General features: G+C 60.8%; 20 protein-coding genes and 2 pseudogenes. 8 read left to right on the forward strand and 14 right to left on the reverse strand.

Going from position 1 to position 25,929, the window contains the following annotated elements:
• The first annotated feature begins 146 nt into the window (after positions 1-146).
• Positions 147-2,126 carry a DNA primase gene (dnaG, locus tag AC1DYF_RS30860; RefSeq protein ID WP_477881449.1) on the forward strand — a complete coding sequence of 660 codons (1,980 nt, stop codon included), beginning with the start codon at positions 147-149 and terminating at the stop codon, positions 2,124-2,126.
• Between the two features lie 60 nt (positions 2,127-2,186).
• On the opposite strand, the gene AC1DYF_RS30865 is transcribed toward dnaG, so the two are convergent.
• From AC1DYF_RS30865 to AC1DYF_RS30880, 4 genes are all read right to left on the reverse strand, one after another.
• Entirely contained in the window at positions 2,187-2,567 is a 381-nt protein-coding gene (locus AC1DYF_RS30865; protein ID WP_477881450.1) for a DUF6481 family protein, read from the reverse strand.
• Between the two features lie 100 nt (positions 2,568-2,667).
• Positions 2,668-2,883, reverse strand: a complete 216-nt coding sequence (locus tag AC1DYF_RS30870; RefSeq protein WP_477881451.1) for a hypothetical protein — start codon at positions 2,881-2,883, stop codon at positions 2,668-2,670.
• A 125-nt stretch (positions 2,884-3,008) separates the two neighbouring features.
• Positions 3,009-3,233, reverse strand: a complete 225-nt coding sequence (locus AC1DYF_RS30875) for a cold-shock protein (protein ID WP_477881452.1) — start codon at positions 3,231-3,233, stop codon at positions 3,009-3,011.
• A complete protein-coding gene (locus tag AC1DYF_RS30880) occupies positions 3,230-3,508 on the reverse strand; it encodes a hypothetical protein (RefSeq protein WP_477881454.1) in 279 nt (92 codons plus the stop codon). Before AC1DYF_RS30880 ends, AC1DYF_RS30875 begins: the two co-directional genes overlap by 4 nt.
• A gap of 57 nt (positions 3,509-3,565) precedes the next feature.
• On the opposite strand from AC1DYF_RS30880, the gene AC1DYF_RS30885 reads away from it, so the two are divergent.
• The 5 genes from AC1DYF_RS30885 (at position 3,566) to AC1DYF_RS30905 (ending at position 9,242) form a co-directional block, all read left to right on the forward strand.
• A complete protein-coding gene (locus AC1DYF_RS30885) occupies positions 3,566-4,939 on the forward strand; it encodes an FAD-dependent oxidoreductase (protein WP_477881456.1) in 1,374 nt (457 codons plus the stop codon).
• Between the two features lie 35 nt (positions 4,940-4,974).
• A complete protein-coding gene (locus AC1DYF_RS30890; protein ID WP_477881457.1) occupies positions 4,975-6,207 on the forward strand; it encodes an NAD(P)/FAD-dependent oxidoreductase in 1,233 nt (410 codons plus the stop codon).
• Positions 6,208-6,327: 120 nt separating this feature from the next.
• Complete coding sequence (locus AC1DYF_RS30895) at positions 6,328-7,515, forward strand: glycine C-acetyltransferase (protein WP_477881459.1); 1,188 nt, start codon at positions 6,328-6,330, stop codon at positions 7,513-7,515.
• 250 nt (positions 7,516-7,765) lie between these two features.
• Positions 7,766-8,803 carry an L-threonine 3-dehydrogenase gene (tdh, locus tag AC1DYF_RS30900; protein ID WP_477881461.1) on the forward strand — a complete coding sequence of 346 codons (1,038 nt, stop codon included), beginning with the start codon at positions 7,766-7,768 and terminating at the stop codon, positions 8,801-8,803.
• Positions 8,804-8,807: 4 nt separating this feature from the next.
• Positions 8,808-9,242: a GNAT family N-acetyltransferase gene (locus AC1DYF_RS30905; protein ID WP_477881463.1), complete on the forward strand. Its 435-nt coding sequence runs from the start codon at positions 8,808-8,810 to the stop codon at positions 9,240-9,242.
• 9 nt (positions 9,243-9,251) lie between these two features.
• Here the strand turns inward: AC1DYF_RS30905 and AC1DYF_RS30910 are convergent, their stop codons facing one another.
• The 10 genes and pseudogenes from AC1DYF_RS30910 to AC1DYF_RS30955 all read right to left on the reverse strand — a co-directional run bounded on the left by AC1DYF_RS30910 (position 9,252) and on the right by AC1DYF_RS30955 (position 20,847).
• Positions 9,252-9,752: a hypothetical protein gene (locus AC1DYF_RS30910; RefSeq protein ID WP_477881464.1), complete on the reverse strand. Its 501-nt coding sequence runs from the start codon at positions 9,750-9,752 to the stop codon at positions 9,252-9,254.
• A 28-nt stretch (positions 9,753-9,780) separates the two neighbouring features.
• Entirely contained in the window at positions 9,781-10,398 is a 618-nt protein-coding gene (locus AC1DYF_RS30915; RefSeq protein ID WP_477881466.1) for a TetR family transcriptional regulator, read from the reverse strand.
• 236 nt (positions 10,399-10,634) lie between these two features.
• A pseudogene (locus AC1DYF_RS30920) lies at positions 10,635-13,760 on the reverse strand (multidrug efflux RND transporter permease subunit); the annotation flags it as partial.
• 14 nt (positions 13,761-13,774) lie between these two features.
• The gene (locus AC1DYF_RS30925; RefSeq protein ID WP_477881468.1) at positions 13,775-14,953 is read right to left on the reverse strand and encodes an efflux RND transporter periplasmic adaptor subunit; all 1,179 of its coding nucleotides are present in this window, start codon (positions 14,951-14,953) and stop codon (positions 13,775-13,777) included.
• Positions 14,954-15,168: 215 nt separating this feature from the next.
• Complete coding sequence (locus AC1DYF_RS30930) at positions 15,169-16,656, reverse strand: S10 family peptidase (RefSeq protein WP_477881469.1); 1,488 nt, start codon at positions 16,654-16,656, stop codon at positions 15,169-15,171.
• A 108-nt stretch (positions 16,657-16,764) separates the two neighbouring features.
• Positions 16,765-17,019, reverse strand: a complete 255-nt coding sequence (locus AC1DYF_RS30935) for a hypothetical protein (protein ID WP_477881471.1) — start codon at positions 17,017-17,019, stop codon at positions 16,765-16,767.
• A gap of 222 nt (positions 17,020-17,241) precedes the next feature.
• Entirely contained in the window at positions 17,242-18,408 is a 1,167-nt protein-coding gene (locus AC1DYF_RS30940) for a serine hydrolase domain-containing protein (protein WP_477881473.1), read from the reverse strand.
• A 169-nt stretch (positions 18,409-18,577) separates the two neighbouring features.
• Complete coding sequence (locus AC1DYF_RS30945) at positions 18,578-19,456, reverse strand: ATP-grasp domain-containing protein (RefSeq protein WP_477881474.1); 879 nt, start codon at positions 19,454-19,456, stop codon at positions 18,578-18,580.
• Between the two features lie 53 nt (positions 19,457-19,509).
• The gene (locus AC1DYF_RS30950) at positions 19,510-20,349 is read right to left on the reverse strand and encodes a hypothetical protein (protein WP_477881476.1); all 840 of its coding nucleotides are present in this window, start codon (positions 20,347-20,349) and stop codon (positions 19,510-19,512) included.
• Positions 20,350-20,472: 123 nt separating this feature from the next.
• Complete coding sequence (locus AC1DYF_RS30955) at positions 20,473-20,847, reverse strand: hypothetical protein (RefSeq protein ID WP_477881477.1); 375 nt, start codon at positions 20,845-20,847, stop codon at positions 20,473-20,475.
• Positions 20,848-21,101: 254 nt separating this feature from the next.
• On the opposite strand from AC1DYF_RS30955, the gene AC1DYF_RS30960 reads away from it, so the two are divergent.
• A complete protein-coding gene (locus AC1DYF_RS30960; protein ID WP_477881479.1) occupies positions 21,102-22,211 on the forward strand; it encodes an efflux RND transporter periplasmic adaptor subunit in 1,110 nt (369 codons plus the stop codon).
• 18 nt (positions 22,212-22,229) lie between these two features.
• Positions 22,230-25,364: pseudogene (locus AC1DYF_RS30965) on the forward strand (efflux RND transporter permease subunit); the annotation flags it as partial.
• Between the last annotated feature and the right edge of the window lie 565 nt (positions 25,365-25,929).

Consider the following 25,929-nt stretch of genomic DNA (forward strand, 5'->3'; position numbering starts at 1 on the left):
GGGTCCGACTGCGGTTTGCTCCTAGCCGGAAGCCAAAAGCGCCCGGCGCAATAGGTTCATATCATCGACACTTGGTATAAGTTGGCGCGTCCAGGTGGCGCGCCTTCGTTTATGTGCTTATATCGGTCCCCAACAGGACCCAGAAGATGCGATTTTCCAACACCTTTCTCGATGAGCTGCGCGACCGCGTGCCGATTTCGGACGTGATCGGCAAGCGCGTCATCTGGGACAGGAAGAAAACCAATGCTGGGCGCGGCGACTATTGGGGCAATTGCCCCTTCCATGGCGAAAAGACGCCGAGCTTTCACTGCGAGGACCGCAAGGGGCGCTACCATTGCTTTGGTTGCGGCGTCTCCGGCGATCATTTCCGTTTCCTCATGGAGCTCGACGGCATGGCCTTCGGCGATGCCGTGCAGCAGGTGGCCGATATTGCCGGCATGCCCCTGCCGGCGCCGGACCCCGAGACCGAGCGGCGCGAGCGCGAGCGGCACAGTCTCTTCGATGTGATGGAACTCGCCACGCAGTTCTTCCAGGATCAGTTGCAGACGGCAGGCGGGGCCAAGGCCCGCGCCTATCTGCGCGACCGCGGCCTGTCCGGCCGGACGATCGAGAGTTTTCGCCTGGGCTATTCGCCCGACAGCCGCAATGCGCTCAAGGAATTCCTGGCGGGTAAAGGTGTCACCCGGGAGCAGATCGAGGCCTGCGGGCTGGTCGTGCACGGGCCGGACATCCCGGTCTCCTATGACCGTTTCCGCGACCGCATCATGTTTCCGATTCTCTCGTCGCGGGAGAAAGTGATCGCCTTCGGCGGCCGGGCGCTATCGCCGGATGCGCCGGCCAAATACCTGAATTCCAACGAGACGGAGCTGTTCTCCAAAGGCCAGGTGCTGTTCAACTTCGCCCGCGCCCGCAAGTCGGTGCAGGCAGCGGATGGTGCCGGCACGGTCATCGCCGTCGAAGGTTATATGGACGTGATCGCGCTCAGCCAGGCGGGCGTGGAAAATGCGGTGGCGCCGCTTGGCACGGCACTGACGGAGAACCAGCTGCAGCTTCTCTGGAAGATGGCGGCGGTGCCGGTTCTCTGCTTCGACGGTGATGGCGCAGGCATGCGTGCGGCCTCGCGAGCGGTCGATCTCGCATTGCCGTTTCTCAAGCCCGGTTTTTCGCTGAGGATCGCGCTGCTGCCGGATGGCAAGGATCCGGACGATCTGGTGAAGGTCGAGGGCCGTGCGCCCTTCGACCGGGTGATCGGCGAGGCCCGGGCGCTTGCCGAGATGGTTTGGCTGCGCGAAACATCGGGCACCAGCTTCGATACGCCGGAACGACGCGCCGAGCTTGAAGGCAGGCTGAAGCAGGTGACACAGGTGATCGCTGACGAGAGCGTTCGCTATCACTATCAACAAGACATGCGTGACCGGCTCCGCGCCTTTTTCCAGAGTAAGACGGCCAGGCCCCAGCAGGACCGCCGGAATTTTCAGGGCCGCGCGCAAGGGCGCGGGGCGCCGCCCGCCGCCAATACGCCTTCCGTGTCAGCGCCGATCTCCGATCGGCTGGCGCGATCGGGCCTCGTATCCGGCTACCGTGCACTGCCCCCGCTGCGCGAGGGCGTGCTGGCGCTGACGCTCGTCAATCATCCGCCGCTGTTCTTCGAGGAATATGACACTATCGCGCATCTCGAATTCGACAATCGGGATATGCAGCGCTTCTGGCAGGCGGTGATGTCGGTGACAGCGGCAAGCGGTCCGAGCCTCGTTCGCGAGGAATTGATCACTGCGCTTGAAGTCCAGGGTTTCGAGACGCTGATTGCCAATCTGGACAAGCAAATCCGCTTCGCACGCCTCTGGACCGCGACAGAGCATGCGGCGATCGAGGATGCGCGCGAGGGCTTTACGCAAGCGCTGGCGCTATACGTCAGATCGCGTGAACTCAAAAGGCAAATTCGAGAGTTGGAAAAGGAAATTGCCGAGGCGACCGAAATGAACTTTTCGGAAGAAGAAGTGCAAAGGTTGTTGAATACATTGCACCTCATTCAAGTTGAGGCAACCCGCCTGGACAAACTTGAAGCGCTGGTCGACGGCTTCGGCGTGATGTCGGGGCGGGTAAAGGGGCCGGCGGGCGGGCATTGACCGGGATGAGGTCGGCCATGGCTGCGCCCGGTGCAAATGGTCTGGCCCTCGCTCCGATCGTCAGGCCTTGCGGGCTTTGCGGTTGGCGTAGCGCCGGTCGCGTTCGGCCTTGCGCGCGGCTTCGTCTGCGATGACGCGCTCGATCCTGGCTTTTTCAGCGGCACCCCGTTCTTCGGCTTCTCTTCGGGCTTCCGCTTCGGCTGCCGCGATCCGGTGCTCTTCCTCGGCCTGAAGGCGCTGCAACTCGGCTGCCTTGATCTGCTCGCGCGCGGCGCGCCTTTCTTCCCTCGCGGCCGCCACAGCTTCGCGTTCAGCCTGTTTGGCCGCCATCAAGGGTTCTGCGGCCGCTTTGGCGGCGCGAAAGCTCTCAAGCAACGTCTGTTTTGCAGTCGATCTTTCGTTGAGGCGATCGGAAAGGTCGTTATTTCTTTTATTTTTCAAATCTCTGGTTCCGGTTAGAGGTTCGGCCGCCGCGCACCATCAGGCTCCGGGCGGCAATTTTGCTGACTTCAACGGCAAACAAATCGGTGCCGTCAAGTGATTATCCGCCTGGGCGTTCTACATCTTCCAGCGGCAATGCGGCAGCCAGATCGCTGGCTTCCTTTGCCTTGCGCAAGGCCCGCAGCCGATTGGTTTTCTCATCGCGGGCCTGCGTGATCGCATCATTCTCGGAGGCGGTGCGACTGCGTGCGAGAGATTTCGTCTTGCCAAACACGGCCTCAGCCCGTTTGCGGGAACTGCCAAATGGATTGGTCATATATGGCTCCTGAGGTTCGCCGCAGTCTACGGATAGCAAAAAAGCCAGGCACTTGCCTGGCTTTCTATCAAACTCGGCGCGCCGATGCCAGTACATCCGTGGTCATCGTCAAGCCAAATTCCTTGTCAGGCAGCCTGAAGCTGACCTGCGGACATCTTGCCCGACTTCCGGTCGCGCTCCAGCTCGAAGCTGAGCTTCTGGCCTTCGACGATCGTGCGCATTCCTGCGCGCTCGACAGCGGAAATGTGGACGAAAACGTCCGCATCGCCGTTGTCAGGCTGAATAAAGCCGAAGCCCTTGGTGGAGTTGAACCATTTAACTGTGCCGGTGATCATAACGAACCCTTTCATAGCATGTTGAAGATACCGCCGTGCAGGAGCACAGCGGAGTGCGGTAGCGATTTTTGAAGGGAAGGTTCGTTGATGCGCGTTGCTCGCGCGCGGTCACAAAAGCTAATCAAGCAAATATCGATGACCTGCAAATAGTCATGGGTCGCTGATTTGTCAACCAGCAGTTTGCCTTTTCGGCCAACTTCATTGCGGTAGTGATGTTTCTGGCATCCGCCGTGCCAAGCCATTACGGTGTCGCAGAACTGGAATTCGTCGCCGGTTGTCGCGCCTGACATGCCGGGCCGACGTGCCCGGGGATAGCATTTTGAAAACGATTCCTGGAGCAGACGATCGTGCCCGATGCCGTGAACTTCATTACAGAACCCGCCCGCCAGATCGAAGTCATCCGACAGACCGATGTGCTGGTGGTCGGCTCCGGACCGGGCGGTCTTGCTGCGGCGCTGGCGGCGGCGCGTTGCGGTGTCGAGGTGACGCTGGTCGAGCGATTTGGCTGTTTCGGTGGCAATATCACGGTTGTCGGCGTCGAGGGTTTGGCCTGGTATCGCCATGAAAAGACAGTGGAAGCCAATGGCATAGGACGCGAATTCGAAGAGCGCGCCAAGGCGATGGGTGCGGCCGTTCCGGAGAGCCAGTCGCTGTCCTATGAACTCGATTCGGAAGGTTTCAAACTGGTGGCTGACCGTCTGGTCGAAGAGGCCGGCATCCATCCGATGCTGCACCGGCAGTTCGTGGCGCCGCTCATGGAAGGCGATGCGATCATCGGCATCATTGTTGAATCCAAGGCTGGACGCGAAGCGATCCTGGCAAAACGGGTCATCGATGCCACAGGCGACGCCGATGTCGCAACGCGTGCCGGCGCGCCGGTCATGAAGACGCCAGTCGAGGAGATGCAGGCGGCCTCGGTGATGTTCCACCTCGCCGGCGTCGACAAGCGCGCCTTCATGGACGGTATCAAACGCGATCCGCAGACCTATGGCGACTGGTCGACCGGAGAGTGGAAGATCGAAACTTCCGGCAAGGAGGACGAACTGTTCTCGCCCTTCCTGGCAAAGCCTTTCGCCCAGGCGATCAAGGACGGGGTCATCCCGAAACACCTCAACACGATTGCCGGCACCTGGGGTGCGATGCATGATTCCGGCGAACTCACTTATATGAACCTCGTCCACCTTGCCGGCTGCGACGGCACCGATCCGGACAGCATGACGAGGTTCGAGATCGAAGGCCGCAGGCAGGCCATGCTGGCGATCGAGGCATTGCGTCGCTACACGCCGGGATGCGAGGGCGCGCGGCTGAGGAATTTCGGAATGTCGATCGGTATCCGCGATACGCGCAAGCTCGATGCGGTCTACAATATGACGGAGGGCGACGTCCGCTACCAGGGCCGGTTCGACGACACGATCGGCATCTATCCTGAATTCATCGATGGCTATGGCGTGCTGATCCTGCCGACCACCGGCCGCTATATGCAGATTCCCTATCGTTCGATGTTGCCGAAGCGCGTCAAGAACCTGCTTGTCGCCGGCCGGGCGATCGGCGGCGACAAGATTGCGCATGCGGCCACCCGCAACATGGCCTGCTGTGCCGTCGCAGGGCAGGGCGCCGGCGTGGCCGCGGCGCTTTGCGTCAGGGACAATGGCGATTTCGACCATGTCGACATCGCCGCTGTGCAGAAAGAGCTTGAACGGCAGGGCGTCCGCATCCATTGATCGTGCGAAGGTCTTGTTGAGCGGCAGGTTTTGGAATGCGTAATGTCATTGTTCTGGGTGCGGGCATGGTCGGCGTGTCGACCGCCATCACGCTCAAGGACCGCGGCTGGGATGTCGTGCTCGTCGACCGGAAGGCGCCGGGACAGGAGACGAGTTACGGCAATTCGGGCATCATCCAGCGGGAAGCTGTCGAGCCCTATGCGCTGCCTCGCGGCATCGGCGATCTCTTCAACATCGCCACCGGCCGCAGCAATGACGTTGTCTACTCCTTCCGTGAGTTGCCGTTTCATGTCGGGCCGCTTCTGCGCTACTGGTGGCATTCGCAAACCGGACGGCACCAGGCCCTGTCGCAGGCCTGGGCAAGCCTGATCGCTCAATCGACCGCGACACATGGGCCGCTGATCGAGCGTTCCGGTGCCGGCGATCTCGTCCGCCGCAACGGTTTTCGTATTCTTTTCCGAACTACGGCCGGGCGCGACAAGGCTCTGAGCGAGGCTGAGCGCAAATCGAAGACGTATGGCGTCGGCTTCCGGGCACTGTCGGCTGCCGAGATGGCGACGGCCGAACCGGCTTTGCGCAATTGCGGCGTCGGCGGCCTGCATTGGCTCGAACCGTGGACCGTCAGCAGTCCGGGAGGCCTCGTTGCCGCCTATGCTGATTTGTTCGAACGGCTGGGTGGCCGGTTCGTCCATGGCGATGCCGATACGCTGGCGCGCAAGGGAGCGGGCTGGTCGGTCCAGACCGAAAACGGCGCGGTCGAAGCCGAGGCTGTCGTTTTCTGCCTCGGGCCCTGGTCGTCGCCGGCGCTCCGGCAATTCGGCTATCGGTTTTCGATGGTGCTGAAGCGCGGCTATCATATTCATCATCGTTCGCCGCGGCCTTTGCAGGCACCGGTCATGGATGTCGAAAACGGCTACCTCATCATCCCCATGGTCGCGGGTACGCGGGTCACCACCGGGGCGCATCTTGCCCGACAGGGCGTGCCGCCGAACTATCGCCAGCTCGAGCGCGCCGAGCGGCTGGCCCAGGATCTCTACGATCTCGGCCCGCGCGTCGAAAGCACGCCGTGGCAGGGCACGCGGCCGTGCACGCCCGACATGTTGCCGGTGATCGGCCCGTCGCAGCGCGAAAAGGGCCTGTGGTTGAATTTCGGCCATGGCCATCAGGGGTTTACGCTCGGGCCGGCGTCGGCCGAGATGCTTGCCCGGATGATGGACGGCGAGGCGCCCGGCATCGACATGACGCCGTTCCGGCCGGAACGTTATTAACTCCGCGCGATCAGGCAATCTGCTATCCTGTCAACGTCAATATTCCGGCGTCGCTTTTGCTGCGCGAAGACATTGGTTCTGCTATACCGCAGGCAATTCAAATTGCCGCGAGACACCACGATGACCGACGTCTTTCTCCAGCATCTGCGCACCGAACTCGATGGCCTGAAATCGGCTGGGCTCTACAAATCCGAGCGGGTCATCACCTCGAAACAGGCGGGTGAAATCACAGTCACATCCGGCGCCCATGTGCTGAATTTCTGCGCCAACAATTATCTCGGCCTCGCCGACAACGAGGAACTGGCCGAGACGGCGAAGAAGGCGCTTGACCGGTATGGCTATGGCATGGCCTCGGTGCGTTTCATCTGCGGCACACAGGAGGAACACAAGGCGCTGGAGGCCAGGATTTCATCCTTCCTCGGCATGGAAGACACGATCCTCTATTCCTCCTGCTTCGACGCCAATGGCGGTCTGTTCGAGACGCTGCTGGGCGAAGAAGATGCGATCATTTCCGATGCGCTGAACCATGCCTCGATCATYGATGGCGTCAGGCTCTCCAAGGCCAAGCGTTTCCGCTATGCCAACAATGACATGAAGGCGCTGGAGGAGGAGTTGAAGAAGGCCGAGGGCAGCCGCTTCAAGCTGATTGCTACCGATGGCGTGTTCTCGATGGATGGCATCATCGCCAACCTCGCCGGCGTCTGCGATCTGGCGGAAAGATATGGCGCGATGGTCATGGTCGACGACAGCCATGCGGTCGGCTTCGTCGGCCGGCATGGGCGCGGTTCGGCCGAGCATTGCGGGGTGGAGGGCCGGATCGACATCATCACTGGCACGCTCGGCAAGGCGCTGGGCGGGGCGTCGGGTGGCTATACATCGGCCAAGCGCGAGGTGGTGGACTGGCTGCGACAGCGGTCGCGGCCATATTTGTTCTCCAACACGCTGGCGCCGGTGATCGCGGCGGCATCGCTGAAAGTGTTCGACCTGATCGAACATGGCGATGACCTGCGCTGGCGCCTATATGACAATGCGGCGCTTTTCCGCAGCGAGATGACCAGACTCGGCTTCACGCTGGCCGGCGAGGGGCATGCGATCATCCCGGTGATGCTCGGCGATGCGGCGCTGGCGCAGGAAATGGCGGCGCGGATGCTGGAAAAGGGTGTCTATGTGATCGGCTTCTCCTTCCCGGTGGTGCCGAAGGGGCAGGCGCGGATCAGGACGCAGATGTCGGCGGCGCATCAGCGGAGTGATGTGGAGAAGGCGATTGCGGTGTTTGCCGAGGTGGGCAGGGAGTTGGGGGTGATTTGAGGGTCGCATGCTGAGCTACCCCCCTCTGCCCTGCCGGGCATCTCCCCCTCAAGGGGGGAGATTGGATGGGGCGCCGACATTGCCCCCAAAATCGCATCAGTTGCCCAACACTCGATTATGATTTGAGGCAGACGTGTGCCTCTGGCTAATCTCCCCCCTTGAGGGGGAGATGTCCGGCACGACAGAGGGGGGTGGCCACGCACTGTGCTCCCGAGAAGCAAGTTAGAGAATTCACACAGGAAAATCTTCAATGTCCAACATGATGCGTGCGCTGGTGAAGGCGAAGCCCGAGATGGGGCTGTGGATGGAACATGTGCCGGTGCCGGAGCCGGGGCCGAACGATGTGCTGATCAAGGTGAAGAAATCGGCGATCTGCGGCACCGATGTGCATATCTGGAACTGGGACCAGTGGGCGCAGAAGACCATTCCCGTGCCGATGGTCACCGGCCATGAATTCGTCGGCGAGATCGCCGAGATCGGTTCCGCCGTCACCAAATACCATGTCGGCGAGCGTGTGTCGGGCGAGGGGCATATCGTCTGCGGCAAATGCCGCAATTGCCGCGCCGGTCGCGGCCATCTCTGCCACAACACGCTCGGCGTCGGCGTCAACCGGCCGGGTTCGTTCGGCGAATTCGTCTGCATTCCCGAGCATAATGTCGTCTCCATTCCCGACGACGTGCCGGACGAAGTCGCTGCGATTTTCGATCCGTTCGGCAATGCTGTTCACACGGCGCTGTCCTTCGATCTTGTCGGCGAGGATGTGCTGGTCACGGGTGCCGGCCCGATCGGTATCATGGGAGCGATGGTCGCCAGGCGTGCCGGCGCGCGCAAAGTGGTGATCACCGACATCAACCCGATCCGTCTCGAACTCGCCAAGACATGCGGCATCGACCATGTCGTCGACGCCTCGAAGGAAAACCTGGCCGACGTGATGAAGACGATCGGTATGAAGGAAGGGTTTGACGTCGGTCTCGAAATGTCCGGCGCGCCGCCCGCGTTCCGCTCGATGATCGAGACGATGAACAATGGCGGCAAGATCGCCATCCTCGGTATCGCTCCGGAAGGGTTCGGCATCGACTGGAACAAGGTGATCTTCAAGATGCTCACTTTGAAGGGCATCTATGGGCGGGAAATGTTCGAGACCTGGTACAAGATGATCGCCTTCGTGCAGGGTGGGCTTGATGTCAGCACGATCATCACCCATCGCATTCCGATCGACGAATTCCGCGATGGTTTCGAGGCCATGCGTTCTGGCAATTCCGGCAAAGTGGTGATGGACTGGGTGTGAGCCATTGGATGTCATCGTCGAACCGGTCGCGGACAATCCGGACCCCGAAGCCCGCGACCTGATCCTCGCGCTGCTGGATGCCGACAATTCCCGCAAGACGGGCCGGCAGGAGCATTCCGATTTCGCGGTGTTCCTGCGCGGTCCGGCAACGCGCGAGGTCATCGGCGGCCTTTGGGCCATGGATGATTTCGGCTGGGCATTCATCACCTATCTCTACGTGCCGCCGCAATTGCGCGGATTGAGGCTGGGTGAGAAGTTGATGATCGAAGCCGAGGCAATCGCCCGCGAGCGCGGCATGGTTGGCCTCTGGGTCAACACGTTCGATTTTCAGGCGCCGGGTTTTTACGCGAAGCTCGGCTACACGGTCTTCGGGCAGTTGGAGGGCATTGGCGATGCGGTCGGCCAGACCTTTCTTCGCAAACGCCTGCCGCCGCGATAAATCAGCTTTTCACATGTAATTAAGCTTCGCGAAATATGTCGGTGCTATTGCTGTGCACACGCGGCTATGGCCGCGCGAAGCAAACTCTCTTTCAGATTCGTTGGCCGGTTGGATGGCTTCGAGGCCATGCCAAGCGCTTTTGGAATAGCAGCCCTGCATGGGCCGCGTTGCAGGGGAAGGCTCCGCTTTCCTATGTAACACTGGGAACAGCGAAGAGTGCTTGGCCTTGGTAAGAGCACCGTTATCGAATGACGGAAACCAATGCTTAACCATGACCAGATTGTTTGCCGTAGCGCTGCTGTCCATCGTCACATTCTCGACATGCTTGTCGACGATTACCGCAACAACATCAACTGCTTCGGCGTGTTCGCCGTTAATATCTTGTAAGTAAGGAAGACTACCGTGAAGGCCATTTTTTGTTTGCTGTTCGTTATGGTCGCGATGACCTTCGGCGCCTCGGCATTCGAACTCAGCACCCGGTCGGCCGACGCCTGTACCGTAATCGGACACTGCGAATAACGTGGCCGCATGAGGCGCGTCACTGCGCCTTTCTTCTGAAGCTTTCGAAGAGTTGCGACAGGCACTTTTCCCCCTCGGATGCGAGATCGAACTGCATCCCGAAGCGCAGCCAATCGATGTAAAGCCCCTTCATCATCCAGATGAAACAGCGTGACGCCGCATCCGGCGTCCAGCCGGCTGACAACTGTCCCTTGTCTCTCGCCTTTTCGAAAGCGGAGCAGACGGAGAGACAGCTTTCGACGTCCATTTCGCGCTGTTTTTCGAGCAGGCCCGCCATGTCCTGGCTGTAGTCGCAACGGAAGAGGATCGTATAGATTCGCTGCCGCCGCTCGTCGCGGGAAATCGCGGAGAGCCAATCCACGCTTGCCTGGAGCATCAGCGTCAGAGGATCTGGGGGATCGGCCTGCAGCTGCTCGGCCACCATATCCTCCTGGGGCAGGGGCACGGCGTCGTGCAGCGCCAGCAGCAGTTCCGTCTTGTTGGCGAAATGCCAGTAGATCGCGCCACGGGTGACACCGGCGGCACGCGCCACGTCTTCCAGCGTGGTTTCAAACACGCCTTTGTCGTAAAAGACCTGCTCTGCAGCGGCGATGATGCGCTGCCGGGTTTCTTCCGCTTCCGCTTTGGTCCTACGCATCGCCTCTCCCAACCAGCATGCGGTCGTTCAAGCCGGCCAATGACGCCTCACGTCGCCGGTTTGGGCTCAGCATCGAGAGCGGGCGTTATCGACGTCGATGGCTTGTCGTCTTTTGGACCTTCGGCCTTCGGTTTGTCCGCCTTCGGTTCGTCAGTCTTCGGTTCGTCAGTCTTGGGCGCGCCATCCGTTGGTCCGCTGTCCTTAGGCCCATCATCCTTCGGCTGATCGTCTATCGGTTCCGCCGGCGGCGTTCCGCCTCGGTCGGCATCGTTCTTACGCACGAACATCCGGGCGATGAAGACGAAGAAGATCGGCACGAAGAAGATGGCGAGCACCGTTGCCGAGATCATGCCACCGAGCACGCCGGTGCCGATCGCCTGCTGGCTGCCGGCCGATGCGCCGGTGGCGATGGCAAGCGGCAGGACGCCCAATGCAAAGGCGAAGGATGTCATCAGGATCGGCCGGAAGCGCAAATGCGCTGCCTGCATGGTCGCGTCGATCAGCGACATGCCCTCATTGTGCAGGTCCTTGGCAAATTCGATGATCAGGATGGCGTTCTTGGCCGACAGGCCGATAATGGCGATCAGGCCGACCTTGAAATAGACGTCGTTCGGCATGCCGCGCAGGGTGACGGCGGCCACGGCGCCGATGACGCCGAGCGGCACGACCATCATCACCGAGACCGGGATCGCCCAGCTTTCATAGAGCGCGGCAAGGCAGAGGAAGACCATCAGGCAGGACAGCGCCATCAACAGCGGCGCCTGCGTACCCGAGAGGATTTCCTCGCGCGACTGGCCGGTCCATTCGAAGCCGAAACCGGTCGGCAGCTGCGTCGCCAGCCGCTCCATTTCCTTGATCGCATCGCCGGAGGAATAGCCGGGCTTGGTTTCGCCGGAGAGGCGCACCGAGGGATAGCCGTCATAGCCCACGACCTGCGTCGGTCCCATCGACCACTTCACCGTGGCGAACGCCGAGATCGGCACCATGCCGCCATTGGCATTGCGGACATAGAGATTGAGCAGATCGGCCGTCTGCATGCGCTTGGCTGCATCCGCCTGCACGGTCACGCGCTGCAGGCGGCCGGCATTGGGGAAGTCGTTGACATAGTTGGAGCCGAGATTGGTGGCGATGGTGGCGTTGATGTCGGCGAAGGAAACGCCGAATGTGTTGGCCTTCTCGCGGTCGATGATCAGATCGACCTGGGCTACATCGGGCATGCCTTCCTCGCGCAGGCTGGCGAGCACCGGGCTGGTCTGGGCGAGGCCGAGCAGACGATCGCGTGCCGCAGCCAGCGCTTCATGGCCGAGGCCGTTGCGGTCTTGCAGGCGGAAGGCGAAGCCGTTGGTTGTGCCGAGGCCCTGGATCGAGGGTGGTGACAGCGCGAAGCTGATTGCATCCTTGAGGCCGAACAACATCATGTTGGCGCGGCCGGCGATCGCTGCAGCGGAACTGTTCGGATCACGCTCAGACCAGTCCTTCAGCGTGATGAAGGCTAGGCCGGCATTCTGACCGATGCCGAAGAAGCTGAAGCCCTGCACGGCAACGATGCGGTCGACGGCCTTTTCCTTGCTGAAAATGCCTTCGACCTGACTGAGGATGCCGTTCGTGCGGTTCACTGTCGCCTCCGTCGGTGCCTGGACCATGGCGATGATGTAGCCCTGGTCCTCATCAGGCAGGAAAGAAGAGGGGAGCTGCATGAAAAGGTAGCCGAGCCCGCCGAGCAACGCGACATAGATGATCATGAAGCGGCCGGCGCGGCGGATCAATACGCCGACGAAGCGGCTATAGCTGCGTGAGCTTGCATCGAAGCCGCGGTTGAACCAGCCGAATGGGCCGCGCTTGGTGTGGTGATGGCCTTTCGCCACCTGCTTGAGGATGGTGCCGCAGAGCGACGGTGTCAGCGACAGCGCCAGGAAGGCGGAGAACAGGATCGACACGACCATGGTCACAGCAAACTGGCGATAGATGACGCCGACCACGCCGGGGAAGAAGGCCATGGGAACGAAGACCGAGGACAGGACCAGGGTGATGCCGATGACCGCAGAGGTGATCTGCCGCATGGCCTTGCGGGTGGCTTCCTTCGGCGTCAGCCCCTCCTCGGACATGATGCGTTCGACATTCTCGACGACGATGATCGCATCGTCGACCAGAATGCCGATCGCCAGCACCATGCCGAACATGGTCAGCACATTGATCGAATAGCCGAGAGCCAGCATGACCGCGCAGGTGCCGAGCAGCGCAATGGGCACGACAACGGTCGGAATCAGCGTGTAGCGGATCGACTGCAGGAAGATGAACATCACGACGAAGACCAGCGCCATGGCTTCGATCAGCGTGTGGACGACCTTCTCGATCGAGATCCTGACGAACGGGCTGCTGTCATAGGGGATACTGTACTTGACGCCTGCTGGAAAGTAGCGTGCCAGCTCCTCCAACTTCGCCCTCACGGCCTCGGATGTCGCCATGGCATTGGCAGTGGGGGCAAGCTGCACGGCAAGGGCGGCGGAGGCCTGGCCGTTGATACGGGCGGAGAAGTCATAATTCTCTGCGCCAAGTTCGACGCGGGCGACATCGCGCAGCCGGACGGTGGAACCGTCGGCATTGGCGCGCAGGATGATCGAGCCGAATTCCTCCGGCGTCTTCAACTGGCCTTTGACCAGCACGGTTGCGTGAATCTGCTGCGTCAGCGGATTGGGCGTCGAGCCGATGGTGCCGGCGGCGATCTGGGCATTCTGGGACTGGATGGCATTCACGACATCGCTCGACGTCAGGCTCAGGCCGACCATCTTGCCCGGATCGAGCCAGATGCGCATGGCACGCTGGGTGGTAAACATCTGGGTGCGGCCGACGCCGGGAACGCGGCTGATCTCACTGTTGATATTCCGCGTCATGTAATCGCCGAGGCCGGTCGCATCGAGCGAGCCATCGGTGGACGTGAGTGCGACGACCAGCAGGAAGCCCTGGCCGGCCTCTTCCACCTGGACGCCTGTCTGGGTGACGATCTGCGGCAGGCGCGGCTCGACGCGGCGGACACGGTTCTGCACGTCAACGGCCGCCTGGGCCGGGCTGGTGCCCGGCTCGAAGGTTGCACTGATGGTGATATAACCGCTCGAATCCGAGGTGGATTCGAAATACATGAGCCCCGTAATGCCGTTGAGCTCATCCTCGATCACATGGGTGACACTGTTGTAGATCTCCTCTGGCGAGGCGCCGGGATAAGAGGCGTTGATCGAGATTTGCGGCGGGGCGACCTGCGGATATTGCGATACCGGCAAGAGCGGCAGCGAGATGATGCCGGCCAGGATGATGAAAATGGCCACGACCCAGGCGAAGATCGGGCGATCGATGAAGAAACTCGGCATCGGTCAGGCCTCGATCACTTGGTGGCTGCGGTCTGTTCGGCGGCGGGCTTGGCTGCGTCCGCCTTCCATTCGGTCGGATTGACCGGCGCTCCCGGCCGGATCTTCTGAAATCCCTCGACGATCACCTTGTCGCCCGGCTTGAGACCTTCGGAGATGACCCAGCGATTGTCGATGACCCGGCCGGTGACCACCTTGCGCATCTGCGCCGTGTTCTTCGCGTCGACGACATAGACCAAGGAGCCGCCAGCCGAATCGCGCTGTACAGCCTGCTGCGGAACAGCGATGGCGTTCTTCTCGATGCCCTGCTCGATGCGGACGCGGACATACATTCCGGGCAGCAGGTCGCCCCTGGGATTGGGAAATTCACCGCGCAAGGTTACCTGGCCGGTGGTTGGATCGACCGTCGTCTCGGAGAACAACAGCTTGCCGCCATGCTCATAGACACTGCCGTCGTCGAGGACGAGTTGTACCGGCGCGTCGCCCGACGGCGACAGGGTGCCGCCCTTTTCCAGTGCCTTGCGCAGGCGGATCAGATCGGCGGCGGGCTGGGTGAAGTCGGCATAAACAGGATCGAGCTGCTGGATGGTGGCGAGATTGTCGTTGCCGTTTGCCACCAGCGCGCCTTCGGTGATCAGCGCGCGGCCGATGCGGCCGCTGATCGGGGCGGTGACGCTAGCATATCGCAGGTTCAGCTTGGCACTGGAGAGGCCTGCCTCGGCAGAGGCAACGTCGGCATCGGCGATCGTGAGTGCGGCGATCGCATCTTCGACCTGCTGGGTCGAGGTGACGTTGGACTTCTTCAGCTCCTGCTGACGGTCGGCGTTCTGGCGGGCTTGCAATTGCGAGGCCTTGGCGCGGGCAAGCGTCGCCTCGGCGCTCTGCACCTGGACTTTGAACGGCTCCGGATCGATCTGGTAGAGCAAGTCACCCTGCTTCACCACTGAGCCCTGCTCGAAAACGCGCTTGACGACGATGCCGGAGACGCGCGGCCGGACCTCGGAAATGCGGGTCGGTGCGATGCGTCCGGGCAATTCATTGGTAATCGGCAGCGGTTCGGCCTTGGCGGTGACCACCGAGACGGCGGAGGGCGGGAAGGTGAAGGCCCCCGGGTTCTGGGACTTCTTTTCATCGCAGCCAGCCAAGAGGACGGCAATGGATATGACGAGAAGCGATGCGAAACGACTGGTTTTCATGAATTGACTGCCCCGAACCCCACGCAACGCGCGACCACATAAGTGGCTCCGCATTTACAGACATCCGTGAATGTTAATTGAGGCAGGCTTGTGAATCAATGACGCGGCGCGAAATAAATTGACAAAAGCAAAGCTTAGGCCGGCTCCGGGGCCGATGAAAAAGGCCGCTGCGTTTCGTAGCGGCCTCGGCAACGATCAACAGATTTCGGTCCGCGTCACTCGGTTCCCATCTCGCCGGCGTAAAATTTCCGCGCATCCGCCGCCATGGCACGTCGCGAATCCGGATGCGTGTAGAACATGTGGCCGCCGCGATAGAGTTTCAGCGCCGTGCGGTGTTCGGCCAGAGCAGGCGGCAGGTGGTTGAGGATGTAGCGGCTGGCGCCGAAAGGCGTCAGCGCATCGCTATAGCCATGCGCGATCATCAGCCGGAAGCTGGGCATGGTCGAGAGCAATTCTCTGACATCGTCGGTGGCATCAGCGGTGGCGCGATTGCCGTTCCAGTCCCAGTGCTTGGCAACATCTTCTTCAAGCAGATTATAGGTAACGTCGCAGGCGTAACCGAGTTCGTTGCGCGCATAGGCGGAGAAGGCAGCGCCATAGGCGCGGGTGAAGCCGTCGAGGATAGGATCATCGCTGCCGTCATAGCTGAGTTCAGGATAGGGATCGGGCACGGTATAGCTCGCGTCATAAGGGCTGGCGATCCGGCCGGGCTGGACATTCTTCTTGTAGATGTTGCTCAGGAATCCGCGTGTGCGCGTGACTTCGTCCTTGGGAATTCCCGTCATCGTCGAGAGCCGGCTATAGAAGGCAACCGCGGTCGCGCCGGCAGGCTGAGGGCCGGCCATCGTCACGAGATAGTCAGTCATGGCGAATGTCTCCGCCTTGGCGACGGCATCGGATGAAAAGGCCTTTTTGCGTTCGAGCTCGGCAGCGGCAAGCGACGGCAGCTGCATGGCCGCCACCAGCGGGGAATCGCTGCCGCCGAAGATGAACTGGCTGTCGATCAGCGGCGACAGCATGATGATGCCGGAGACGACGACGCCCTGGTTTTCCTTCAGCGCCGTGGCGACCTTGGCGGCGCGGAAGCCGCCATAGCTTTCGCCGAGCAGGAATTTCGCCGAGCCGAGCCGCTTGTTGTGCTGGACATAGAGCGTGATCACCTTGGCCATCGCCTCGGCGTCCGCCCTGACGTTCCAGAAGCCATTGCCGTCATTGCCGGCGGCGCGGCTCCAGCCGGTGCCGACGGGATCGATGAGTACGAGATCGGTGAAGCCCAGCCAGCTTTCGGGATTGTCCTTTAATATCGGCGCCGAGCCGTCGTTGTTATCAGGCCCAAATTCAAGAATGCGCGGGCCGACCAGGCCGAGATTGAGATAGGCCGAGGCGGCGCCCGGCCCGCCGTTGAAGGCAAATGTCAACGGTCGTTTTGCGCCGCCGTCCTTAGCGACATAGGCGGTGTAAAAGATCTTGGCGCTGATTTTGCCGTCCTGGCCATAAAGGCTGAGCGTGCCGGCCGTGGCAGTGTAGGGCAGGTCGCCGGCCGGCGTCTTCAGGACATGTTGCGTCGCGGAATCGGCCGGCAGCAGGCCGAGGATGCCCTGGCTCTCGTTCGTGCTGGCGGATGCGCGCTCCGCCGCTGTTGCCGGTATGGCGACAGCGGTCATGAGCGCAAAAATGATCGCGACGGTGCGGCGAAACAACATGATGTCCATCCTTCCGGTCTCTTCGGGCTAGATGTGATCTAGGCTTAACCAGTGGTAGGGGACAGTCAAAATAAATTGATGGTCTCTATCGGAGCCATCCGATGCGCCTCAATCGAGCGTGATCCTGGCGTCCGCGTGGGTAATATAGCCGGCCATCACGCATTCCTCGATCGCCTGCCGCGCGACCGCATCGTTAGGGTCGGCCTTCGCGGTGGCAACATGCTCGTGGCACATCTTGACCCGCATTTTCGTATTGGTCTCAATCACCGGCGCGGTTGGCAGGCCATATTCGTGTACGAAAATCCACCCGAGCAGTGCCAGCGGAAGCGCCCAGGAAACACCCAGAATGAACCTCAAGCCCATTGCAATTCCCCTTGCGCGAGCCGCGTGTCGATAGAACCAAAAGAAGTGGCGGGTATCGAGGCCTTTTGAGCGTCTCCGCGGAGTCGAAAGTACGATACGCCGTCAAGCTTTCCGCAGGCAGACGTCGCGTTAAGTCAGGCGGCGGGTGTCTCCGGCTCACGGATCGAAAGGGTCTGGGACGCTTTGGCGATTACTCGTCGCCGGCAGGAGCTTCTATTACGCTCATCCGATCGCCTCGGCAATCGCATCGAAACACGCCATCAGCATCGCCTCGGTCGCCGGCTGGTCGGCGAGGGGTTGCGACGACTGCTTTGCGATGACGATATTCCTGTCATGGTCGACATGGATCCATTGGCCATGGATGCCGATCGCCAGCGCCACTCTGCGGCCGCCCGGCTTGATGTACCACTTGTTGCGATAACGGCCGCCGGAAATGAAAGCGGCGGAAGCGCCGCGCGCCCAAGCGCCAGCATCGCCATTGTCGAAGACATCGTCGACGAAAGCCTGCGGCAGCACGCCTTCCGTCAGCGGCCGGCGTGTCATCAGGGTGCCGAAGCGGGCAATGTCGCGTAGGCAGGCGCAGATGCCGCCCGCGGCGCGTACGGCGCCGAATTTGTCGACGGTGATATAGGCGGGGAATTCGGCGCCCATCGGTTGCCAGAGATATTTCGACAGGACTTCGGCATAGCGCAGGCCGGTGGCGCGCTCGGCGATCCAGCCGGCCGCGTCGGTATTGGGCGAGACATAATGGAATTTCTCGCCGTGGCGGCTGCCATCGCTCCTGAATTCGGTCAGCATTTTTCGCGTTGCGCCCTCGTCCGGCATCGCGGGGTCCCAGCCGGTGGCGCGGCGATAGCGATCGACATCGCCATTCTTGGCATTGTAGTCCTCGGTGAATTCGACGGCCACCTGCATGTCGAGGATGTGCTGGACGGTGGCGCCATCATAGGCGGAGCCCTTGAGTTCCGGCACATAGTCTGTCGCAAGCGCCGCCGTATCGACCAGGCCTTTATGCTTGAGAATGCCGAACAGCGCGCCGAGGATCGATTTGCTGACCGAAAACATCACGTGCCGCGAGGAAGGCTCCATGCCGGCTTCATATTGCTCGTGCAGGATCTGATTGTTCTTCAGCACCAGGAAGCCGTCGGTGTCCGATTGCTTCAGGCATTCCGACACCGTCATCTCATTGCCGCCGGGTGCAGTGAACCGGATGTCGCCGAGCGCGCGACGCGCCGATCCCAGCGCTGCGAAGGCGTCAGTGCGCCGGTCGATGATGTCGGTGGTCAATATCCGGTTGACGTTGTGAAAGCCCCATTTGTTGTGGGGTGCGGTGCGCCAATTGCCGAGGTCTGCGCTGCGTCCCTGGGGAACCGAAGCCCAACTATCCATTGCCTGCCATCCCAGTTGTTCGATTCTGTCGGCGCAGTTGAGGCTATTTGGCGAAAATCGTCCAGGGGTAAGAGCACCTACCTTCTAAGCAGGTTGTCGCAGGTTCGATTCCTGCAGGGGCCGCTATCTTGCAAATGTCCGCCCACATACCCGCGGACGATCGCGTCGGTCAGGTCAAAGTCCGATTGGGCTCGTTCACGCTGGCCTGCGCGTATGTTTCATTTACCAACGAAGAGACAGACTCCAGGATTGCGCTTGCGTCCGCGCCGTAGAACCTTGATGCATTGAAGCAGTTGGCTTCCACTATCCCATAGCGCTGTCCGGTCAGGGCGATATCGAGACAGAACACCGGGGCAGGACTCCAAAGTTCGGCCGCTCCGAAGGCTAGGTCGATCACGCGGTGAGGCACATAGAGGTCGATATTTCCGGCACCGTCCTTGCGATACGAAGAGGCAGCAACGACCTGTCCATCGACGATGAACGTGCGCCATTCCGCGTCGATCTGTACCGGCTCGGCGATGACAACCAGTGTATCCTCGTCGATGTACGCCTTCCTGATGGCTGGATCGAAGACAGCCTTCAATGAACTCTCATTGAAGAGACCGCCGTCGAATGCGTTGCTGTCTTCGTCCGGGCGAACGAACATGCCTTCGAGAGCGAGTCGCGACATGGCTTCCGAGAGGCGCATGACCTGAGCATTGGCGCAGATCATCAAATCACTCCAGCCTGCGTGGAAGGCTGACCAGCGGAATGTGGCTGGATCGAAGAAGATGCCTGGCGAAAGCTCCGGATATCCCAAGGCACGCGGAACGAATGAAGGCCCGTAACAGATGACGGGACGGGTGACGTCCATGGCGCCTATTTCGGGAATCTCCGTACTATGCCCTTTGAGAGTTGCCATATGCACATCATTCCCCTGATCACGCAGAATCGCCTCAATCTCCCGGATGGAGGAAAGATTGGGGTGATTGCTTTGGAGAAGCCACTGGGTGGTTGCCATCGGAATCGATATGTCTGCGAGGGAAGCGATGGGAGCACTGCCCGGCATCTTGCCACTCGTTGCCCACCATTTCCACCCTGATTCAGTCGAAACAGAACCAGCTAAGCGAAATGGAACCATTCCGGATTGATTTTGGAATGATGCTCGGTTGAAATTGGCAATGGATCAAAGGGAATGATGCTTTTGCTTCTTAGCTGTGAAGCAATTCCTTTGGCGTATCTTTCGGCGAAGTGTTCTTTTTGTTTGCTCGGCAGAGAAAAATAGAGCTCTTGTAAATCGTCATCCGCGTCATCCGCGTCTTCAGCTTCATCAGGCCGAGTTACCTTCTCGAAATAGTGTACCTGATGACCTATTTCATGGATAAGCGTGCTGTAGAGTTGCGTGTTCCGGATAGCTTCAGGAGAACAACGGATTTCGAAATGACGTTTTGTCAATTCAATCTGATGTCCTTCCTGCTTCAATTTCTCAACTTCCTGCATGAAATCGGCATCGATGTTATTTTCGAGCTTATAGCTGAGACCGATACGCTGAGCCTCGATGAAAACAGTGGGGCCAAAATATTTGCCAAAGTAAACAAGATATCCCAATCTGCCCCACACATGGCTGAATATGGCTTCTTTTCTTTTTGGTTGCCTGAACGCAAAAACCTTTATGTCGCGCCGATGCTCTTCAGGAATATGTTTGATGACCTCAATCAGATCGGAGACGGAGACATAATATCTATAATCCCTATGGGTTGGCTCGATGAGGATGGCAAATTCGTGGTCGCCGATAGTGTAGGGTAAAACCACCGGGTTTCTTAGTTTCTGCCAGAACAGCCTATCGTCCTGGCGTGAAGAGGGAATGCCGAAATCATTCCTGGCTTTAAAGCCCTGGTCGGAGGTTCCGATTTTTTTGTTTCTTCTGGAGGGATTCCATCCCGCAGTATTTTTTTCTGGCATATCAATTTGTTTGTGATGTGAATAACTGATGCTGCCTCTAATGCCGTTTGCAGATCGGTGCAACGGCTGATCAGCTTGCCAGCAATATAGCTATAGCTCTACGTGCAGCCTTGGGACGCGTTTTCACGGCTGGCCGATGGCGCGGTCGCAATTGTAGACGGCGTGGAAACGCTCGTCATAGTAACCCGCACGGCCCCAGACCATTTCCTTCATTTGCCAGCCATTGACGATGACATTGACACGCATGCCACGCCGATGACCGGTGCAGAACAGGCCCTTGTCGGTCGGCGCACAGCCCAGCCGCCAGACGGGCAGGTCGCGCCGGCCGCTCTGGCCGGTCAGCACCATGCTGGTACCGTTGAAGCGGACATAGCGGGCGGCGGAAATATCATTGCCGAAGGGATGGTGCGCGCCAATCGAATAGCATTCCGCCACCTCTTCGGCTGCAGCGGGAAAAGCGACACTCAAGAACAACAAACCCAAAATCGCACCGCGCATGGACCACTCCTGATTTTTGCTTTGTAAACGCCTGAGACTGCGAAGATATTCGACTTCCTATGCGGAGCCTGCCATAGTGCAAGGCAAAGTCAACATTTCCCAGGTGCAACCATAGGGGTGTTGGCGAAAAGGGGTGGTGAATTCTTCAAATCGGGCATGGCGGAGCGCCATGAACATGGGATAGTGCTGTCATGGAGGCGGTCTATGTTTGGGGAGACATGCGACCGCCCGACGAGCCGTCAGGAGGGATTTCGATGCCGTGGAACTGCCGCAACCTTGCAGTCGTGATTTCGCTCATCCTTACAGTCCCGGCCATGGCTGAGGATGCGCAGAAGGTCGTCGCCCAGCCGCCTGCCAAGCAATCGGTCACCCGCTATCTTTTCTCGCAGGGTACGATCGCCGCGATCAACAGCGTCGATCTCGTGGCCCGCGTGTCCGGCACGCTGCAAAAGGTCAATCGTGAGGATGGTGCCGCCGTCAAGAAAGACGAAGTCCTCTTCGTCATAGAGCAGGAGCCCTATCAGATCAGCGTCGCCTCGGCGCAGGCCTCGCTTGACCAGCAGAACGCCAACCTGACACAGGCCAATTCCAACCTGACGCGCCAGCAGGACATGCAGAAGAAAAATCTGACCGCGACGGCCACCGTCGAAGCGGCAGTCGCGCAGGCCGAGACGGCCAAGGCGCTGGTCGCGGCCAGCCAGGCCCAGTTGCAGAATGCCCAGCTCAATCTCAGCTACACGGAAATCAAGGCGCCGTTCGACGGCATTCTCTCCGAACACCTGATCGATGTCGGCGCCTATATCAATGCGGCGAGCACACCGAAGCTGGCCTCGGTCATCCAGCCAGATCCGCTGCGGGTCAATTTCACGGTCAACGAAAAGCAGGTGATCCAGATCCGCGAGGCGCTGGCAGAGCGCCACAAGAAGCTCGGCGATATGGGGCCGATCAAGGTCGAGATTGGGCTGCCGACCGATCCGAACTATCCCTATAGCGGAACGATCGACTATATCGCGCCGGAACTCGACTCATCCTCGGGCACGGTCTCGGTGCGGGCTATGATGCCGAACACGCAGCGGCTGTTTTCGCCGGGCATGTTCGTTCGCGTGCGCATTCCCGTGGTCACCAATGCCGATGCGCTGGTGATCCCGGAAAGCGCCATCGGCAACGACCAGGAAGGGCCGACCGTGATGACTGTCGGCAAGGACAATCGCGTCGAGGCGAAGGTGGTCACGCTTGGCGAGGCCGCCGGCAATGGCCTGCGTGAGATCGTCAAGGGCCTCGCCGCGACCGACCGGGTGATCGTCCAAGGCGCCGACAATGTGCAGCCCGGCGACGCCGTCAACGTCGTCGCCAAGTTGCAGTGACCGGGGGCGGGCCGCACCATGATCGCCAAATTCTTCATCGACCGTCCGGTCCTTGCCAATGTCATCGCTATCCTCACTGTCATCCTCGGTGCGGTGGCGCTGTTCGAGCTGCCGGTCTCGCAATATCCCGACATCGTGCCGCCTTCTATCCAGGTCACGGCGCGCTATCCGGGCGCCAATGCCGAGACCATCATCCGTGACGTGGCGCTGCCGATCGAGCAGAAGGTCAACGGCGTCGAAGGCATGCTCTACATGCAGTCGACTGCGACCAGCGACGGCTCCTATACGCTGACGGTGACCTTTGCCATCGGCACCAATCCCGACCAGGCGCAGATCCTGGTGCAGAACCGCGTCCAGTCGGCGCTGCAATCGCTGCCGGACGCGGTGCAGTCGCAAGGCGTGCAGACGGCGAAGCGCTCGACCTCGATCCTGGCGATCATAGCACTCTCGTCCGACCGGCCGGAGCATAACAGCCTGTTCATGGCCAATTACGCGACGATCAACCTGATCGACCAGATCAGCCGCATTCCCGGCATCGGCAATGTCAACGTCTTCGGCGCCGGYCAATATGCGGTCCGCATCTGGATGGATCCGGAATTGATGGCGGCGCGCGGCCTGATCCCGGCCGACGTGATCAATGCCATCAATCTGCAAAGCCGGTCGACCTCCGCCGGCCAGCTCGGCCTGCCGCCGGTGCCGAAGGGGCAGCAGTTCCAGTACACGCTGAAGCTCGATTCCAAGCTCAACGACGTGCCATCCTTCGAGGACATCATCATCAAGGCCAGCGCCACCAATGGCGGCCAGGTGACCCGGTTGCGCGATGTGGCCCGCGTCGAGCTCGGAGCGCAGCAATATAACCAGGATTTCGCCATCGACGGCCGGCCGGCTGCAGGGCTGGCGCTGTTCACCCTGCCGGAAGCCAATGCACTCGACGTCATGCATCGTGTCGACACCCAGATGACGGTGCTGGCGAAATCCTTCCCCCAGGGAATGAAATACAGCATTCCGTTCGACACGACGCGCTTCGTCTCGGCGGCGGTGAACGACGTCTATCACACGCTGTTCGAAGCGGCGCTCCTGGTGCTGGTCGTCATCCTGGTCTTCCTGCAGGATTGGCGCGCGACGCTGGTGCCTGCGACGACGGTGCCGGTGACGATTGTCGGCGCCTTCGCCGCCATGGCGGTGTGCGGCTTCTCGATCAATCTGCTGACGCTGTTCGCCATCATCCTGGCGATCGGCATCGTGGTCGATGACGCGATCGTGGTCGTCGAGGCGGCGGCGCGGCATATCCGCCTGGGCCGAACGCCGCATGATGCGGCGATCGCCGCCATGAACGAGCTGTTCGGGCCGATCATCGGTATCACGCTGGTCCTGCTCGCCGTGTTCCTGCCGGCGGCCTTCCTACCTGGTCTGAGCGGCCAGATGTACCGGCAGTTCTCGCTGGTGATTGCCGCGACCGCCCTGATCAGCGCCGTCAACGCCATGACGCTGAAGCCGACGCAGGCAGCGCTTTGGCTCAAGGCGCATGACCCCAACCGTCGTCCCAACATTTTCGCCCGCGGCTTCAACGCCGTCTATGACTTCTTCGAACGTATCTATGCCGGGATGATCCGCGGCATGGTGCGGATCAGCGTCGTTGTGGTGATCGTCGCTCTCGCGCTGGTCGGCGGCTCGGTCTATCTGCTGTCGCGCGTTCCGACGGCCTTCCTGCCGATCGAGGACCAGGGCTATTTCCTGGTCTCGGTGCAATTGTCCGAGGGCGCTTCGCTGGAGCGGACGCGCGCGACGCTCGAAACCGTGCGCAAGCGCGTGGCAGACCTCGGCGTGGTCGAGAATGTCATCGCCATCAGCGGGCTTTCGGCGATCAACAACAATGCCAGCCAGGCCAATTCCGGTGTGCTCTACATCATCCTCAAGGACTGGAGTGTCCGCAAGCCGGGCGAGGACCTCCTGTCGCTCTACAACAAGCTCAATCAGTTGACCGCCAATCTGCCCGACGGCAAGGCGCAGGTGCTGCCGCCGCCGCCGATCCAGGGCATTGGCAATGCCGCGGGCTTTGCGCTGCAGATCGAGGCGATCAACGGCAAGTTCGACTATCTGGCGCTACAGAAGGCAGCCGCTCGTGTGGCCGAACAGGCGAGCAAGGACCCGACCTTCCGCCAGGCCTTCAGCCCCTTCCGCGCCGACGCGCCGCAATTTGCCGTATCCGTCGACCGCACCAAGGCGGAGGTGATGGGCGTCGATCTCGGCAGCACCTACGACACGGTGAGCCAATATATCGGTTCGGCCTATGCCGGGCAGATCAATCTCTTCGGACGTGTGTTCCAGGTCTATATCCAGTCGCAGCCGGACAAGCGCATCGATGTCGAGGATCTTGAACAGCTGAAGCTGCGCAATGCCACCGGCGAAATGGTGCCGCTCGGCGCCATTGCCGATGTGCGACGCGTCTCCGGACCATCACTGGTCAGCCTCTACAATCTGCATCCGGCCGCACAGATCATCGGCGCGCCGGCGCAGGGTTTCAGCACCGGCCAGGCGCTCGACGAGCTCGACAAGATCGCCGGGACGTTGTCGCCGCGCGATTTCGTCTCCGAATGGACGGCCGTGTCCTATCAAGAAAGGCAACTCGGCAACCAGATCTATATCGTCTATGCACTGAGCCTGTTGCTGGTCTACTTTGTGCTTGCCGGCCAATATGAGAGCTGGCTGGCGCCAGTCTCGGTGATCGCCAGCGTGCCCTTGGCACTGCTCGGCACGGCGGCGACGCTGCTTGTGCTGAAAGTGCCGGTCAATCTCTATACGCAGATCGGCCTCGTCCTGCTGATCGCGCTGTCGGCGAAGAATGCCATCCTGATCGTCGAATTCGCCCGGCATCTGCGCGCCGAAGGCCTGTCGCTCGGCGAAGCAGCGGTGGAAGCGGCGCGAACACGCTTCCGGCCGATCCTGATGACCTCGATCGCCTTCACCCTCGGCGTCCTGCCGCTGGTGCTGCACACCGGCGCCGGCGCCAGCGCGCAGAAATCCATCGGTATCGCGGTGTTCACCGGCATGATCGGCTCGACCTGCCTGACGGTGGTCTTCGTGCCATCGCTGTTCGTCGTGGTCCAATGGATCGAGGAACGAATGCGGCGGCGCAAGCGTGCCGCTGTTGCCGTCGTCGACGAGGATGTATCGGAAGAGATCGATCAGCCTTTGCCGCTGGACTTGAATCAGCCGAAGCCGACGGCCACCACGCGGCGCATGGCGGTCGAAGTCGACGAACCTACCTCGAAAAATTCCAGACAGCCTGAGCCAGATGCTGTCGTCCGAAGCGCGCCGGTGGACATTGTCGAAGCGCCGGCAGCGGTTGTTGATCAGCCGTCACGGGCCGAGGCTGACAAGCCTGTCTCTGATGGTGTCGACCAGCCCAAGTCCGTCGAGATCATCGAGCCCTCGAAGGCCGACGCCGGCCGGCCTAAGTCCGCCGACGTCAAGCCATCATCCTCGGCCGATATCAGTCCGTCTCCGTCCAACCCGACTTTCGCGGGGGACTATACGATGACGTCCGGCACGAACAACAACTACGCGCGGCCGCCGGCGGATACGACGATATACAAGCCCGCGACGGTTCAGGTCGGCGAAGCGGTAACCCGATCGACCACGGACAAGGCGGCGCGATCCGATGGAAGGCGAAAGGCATCGGCCGCGACCGTCGACGCCAAGCCGAACCCAACGGCGG

The sequence above is a fragment of the Rhizobium sp. P2_G9 genome (genome assembly GCF_056403475.1).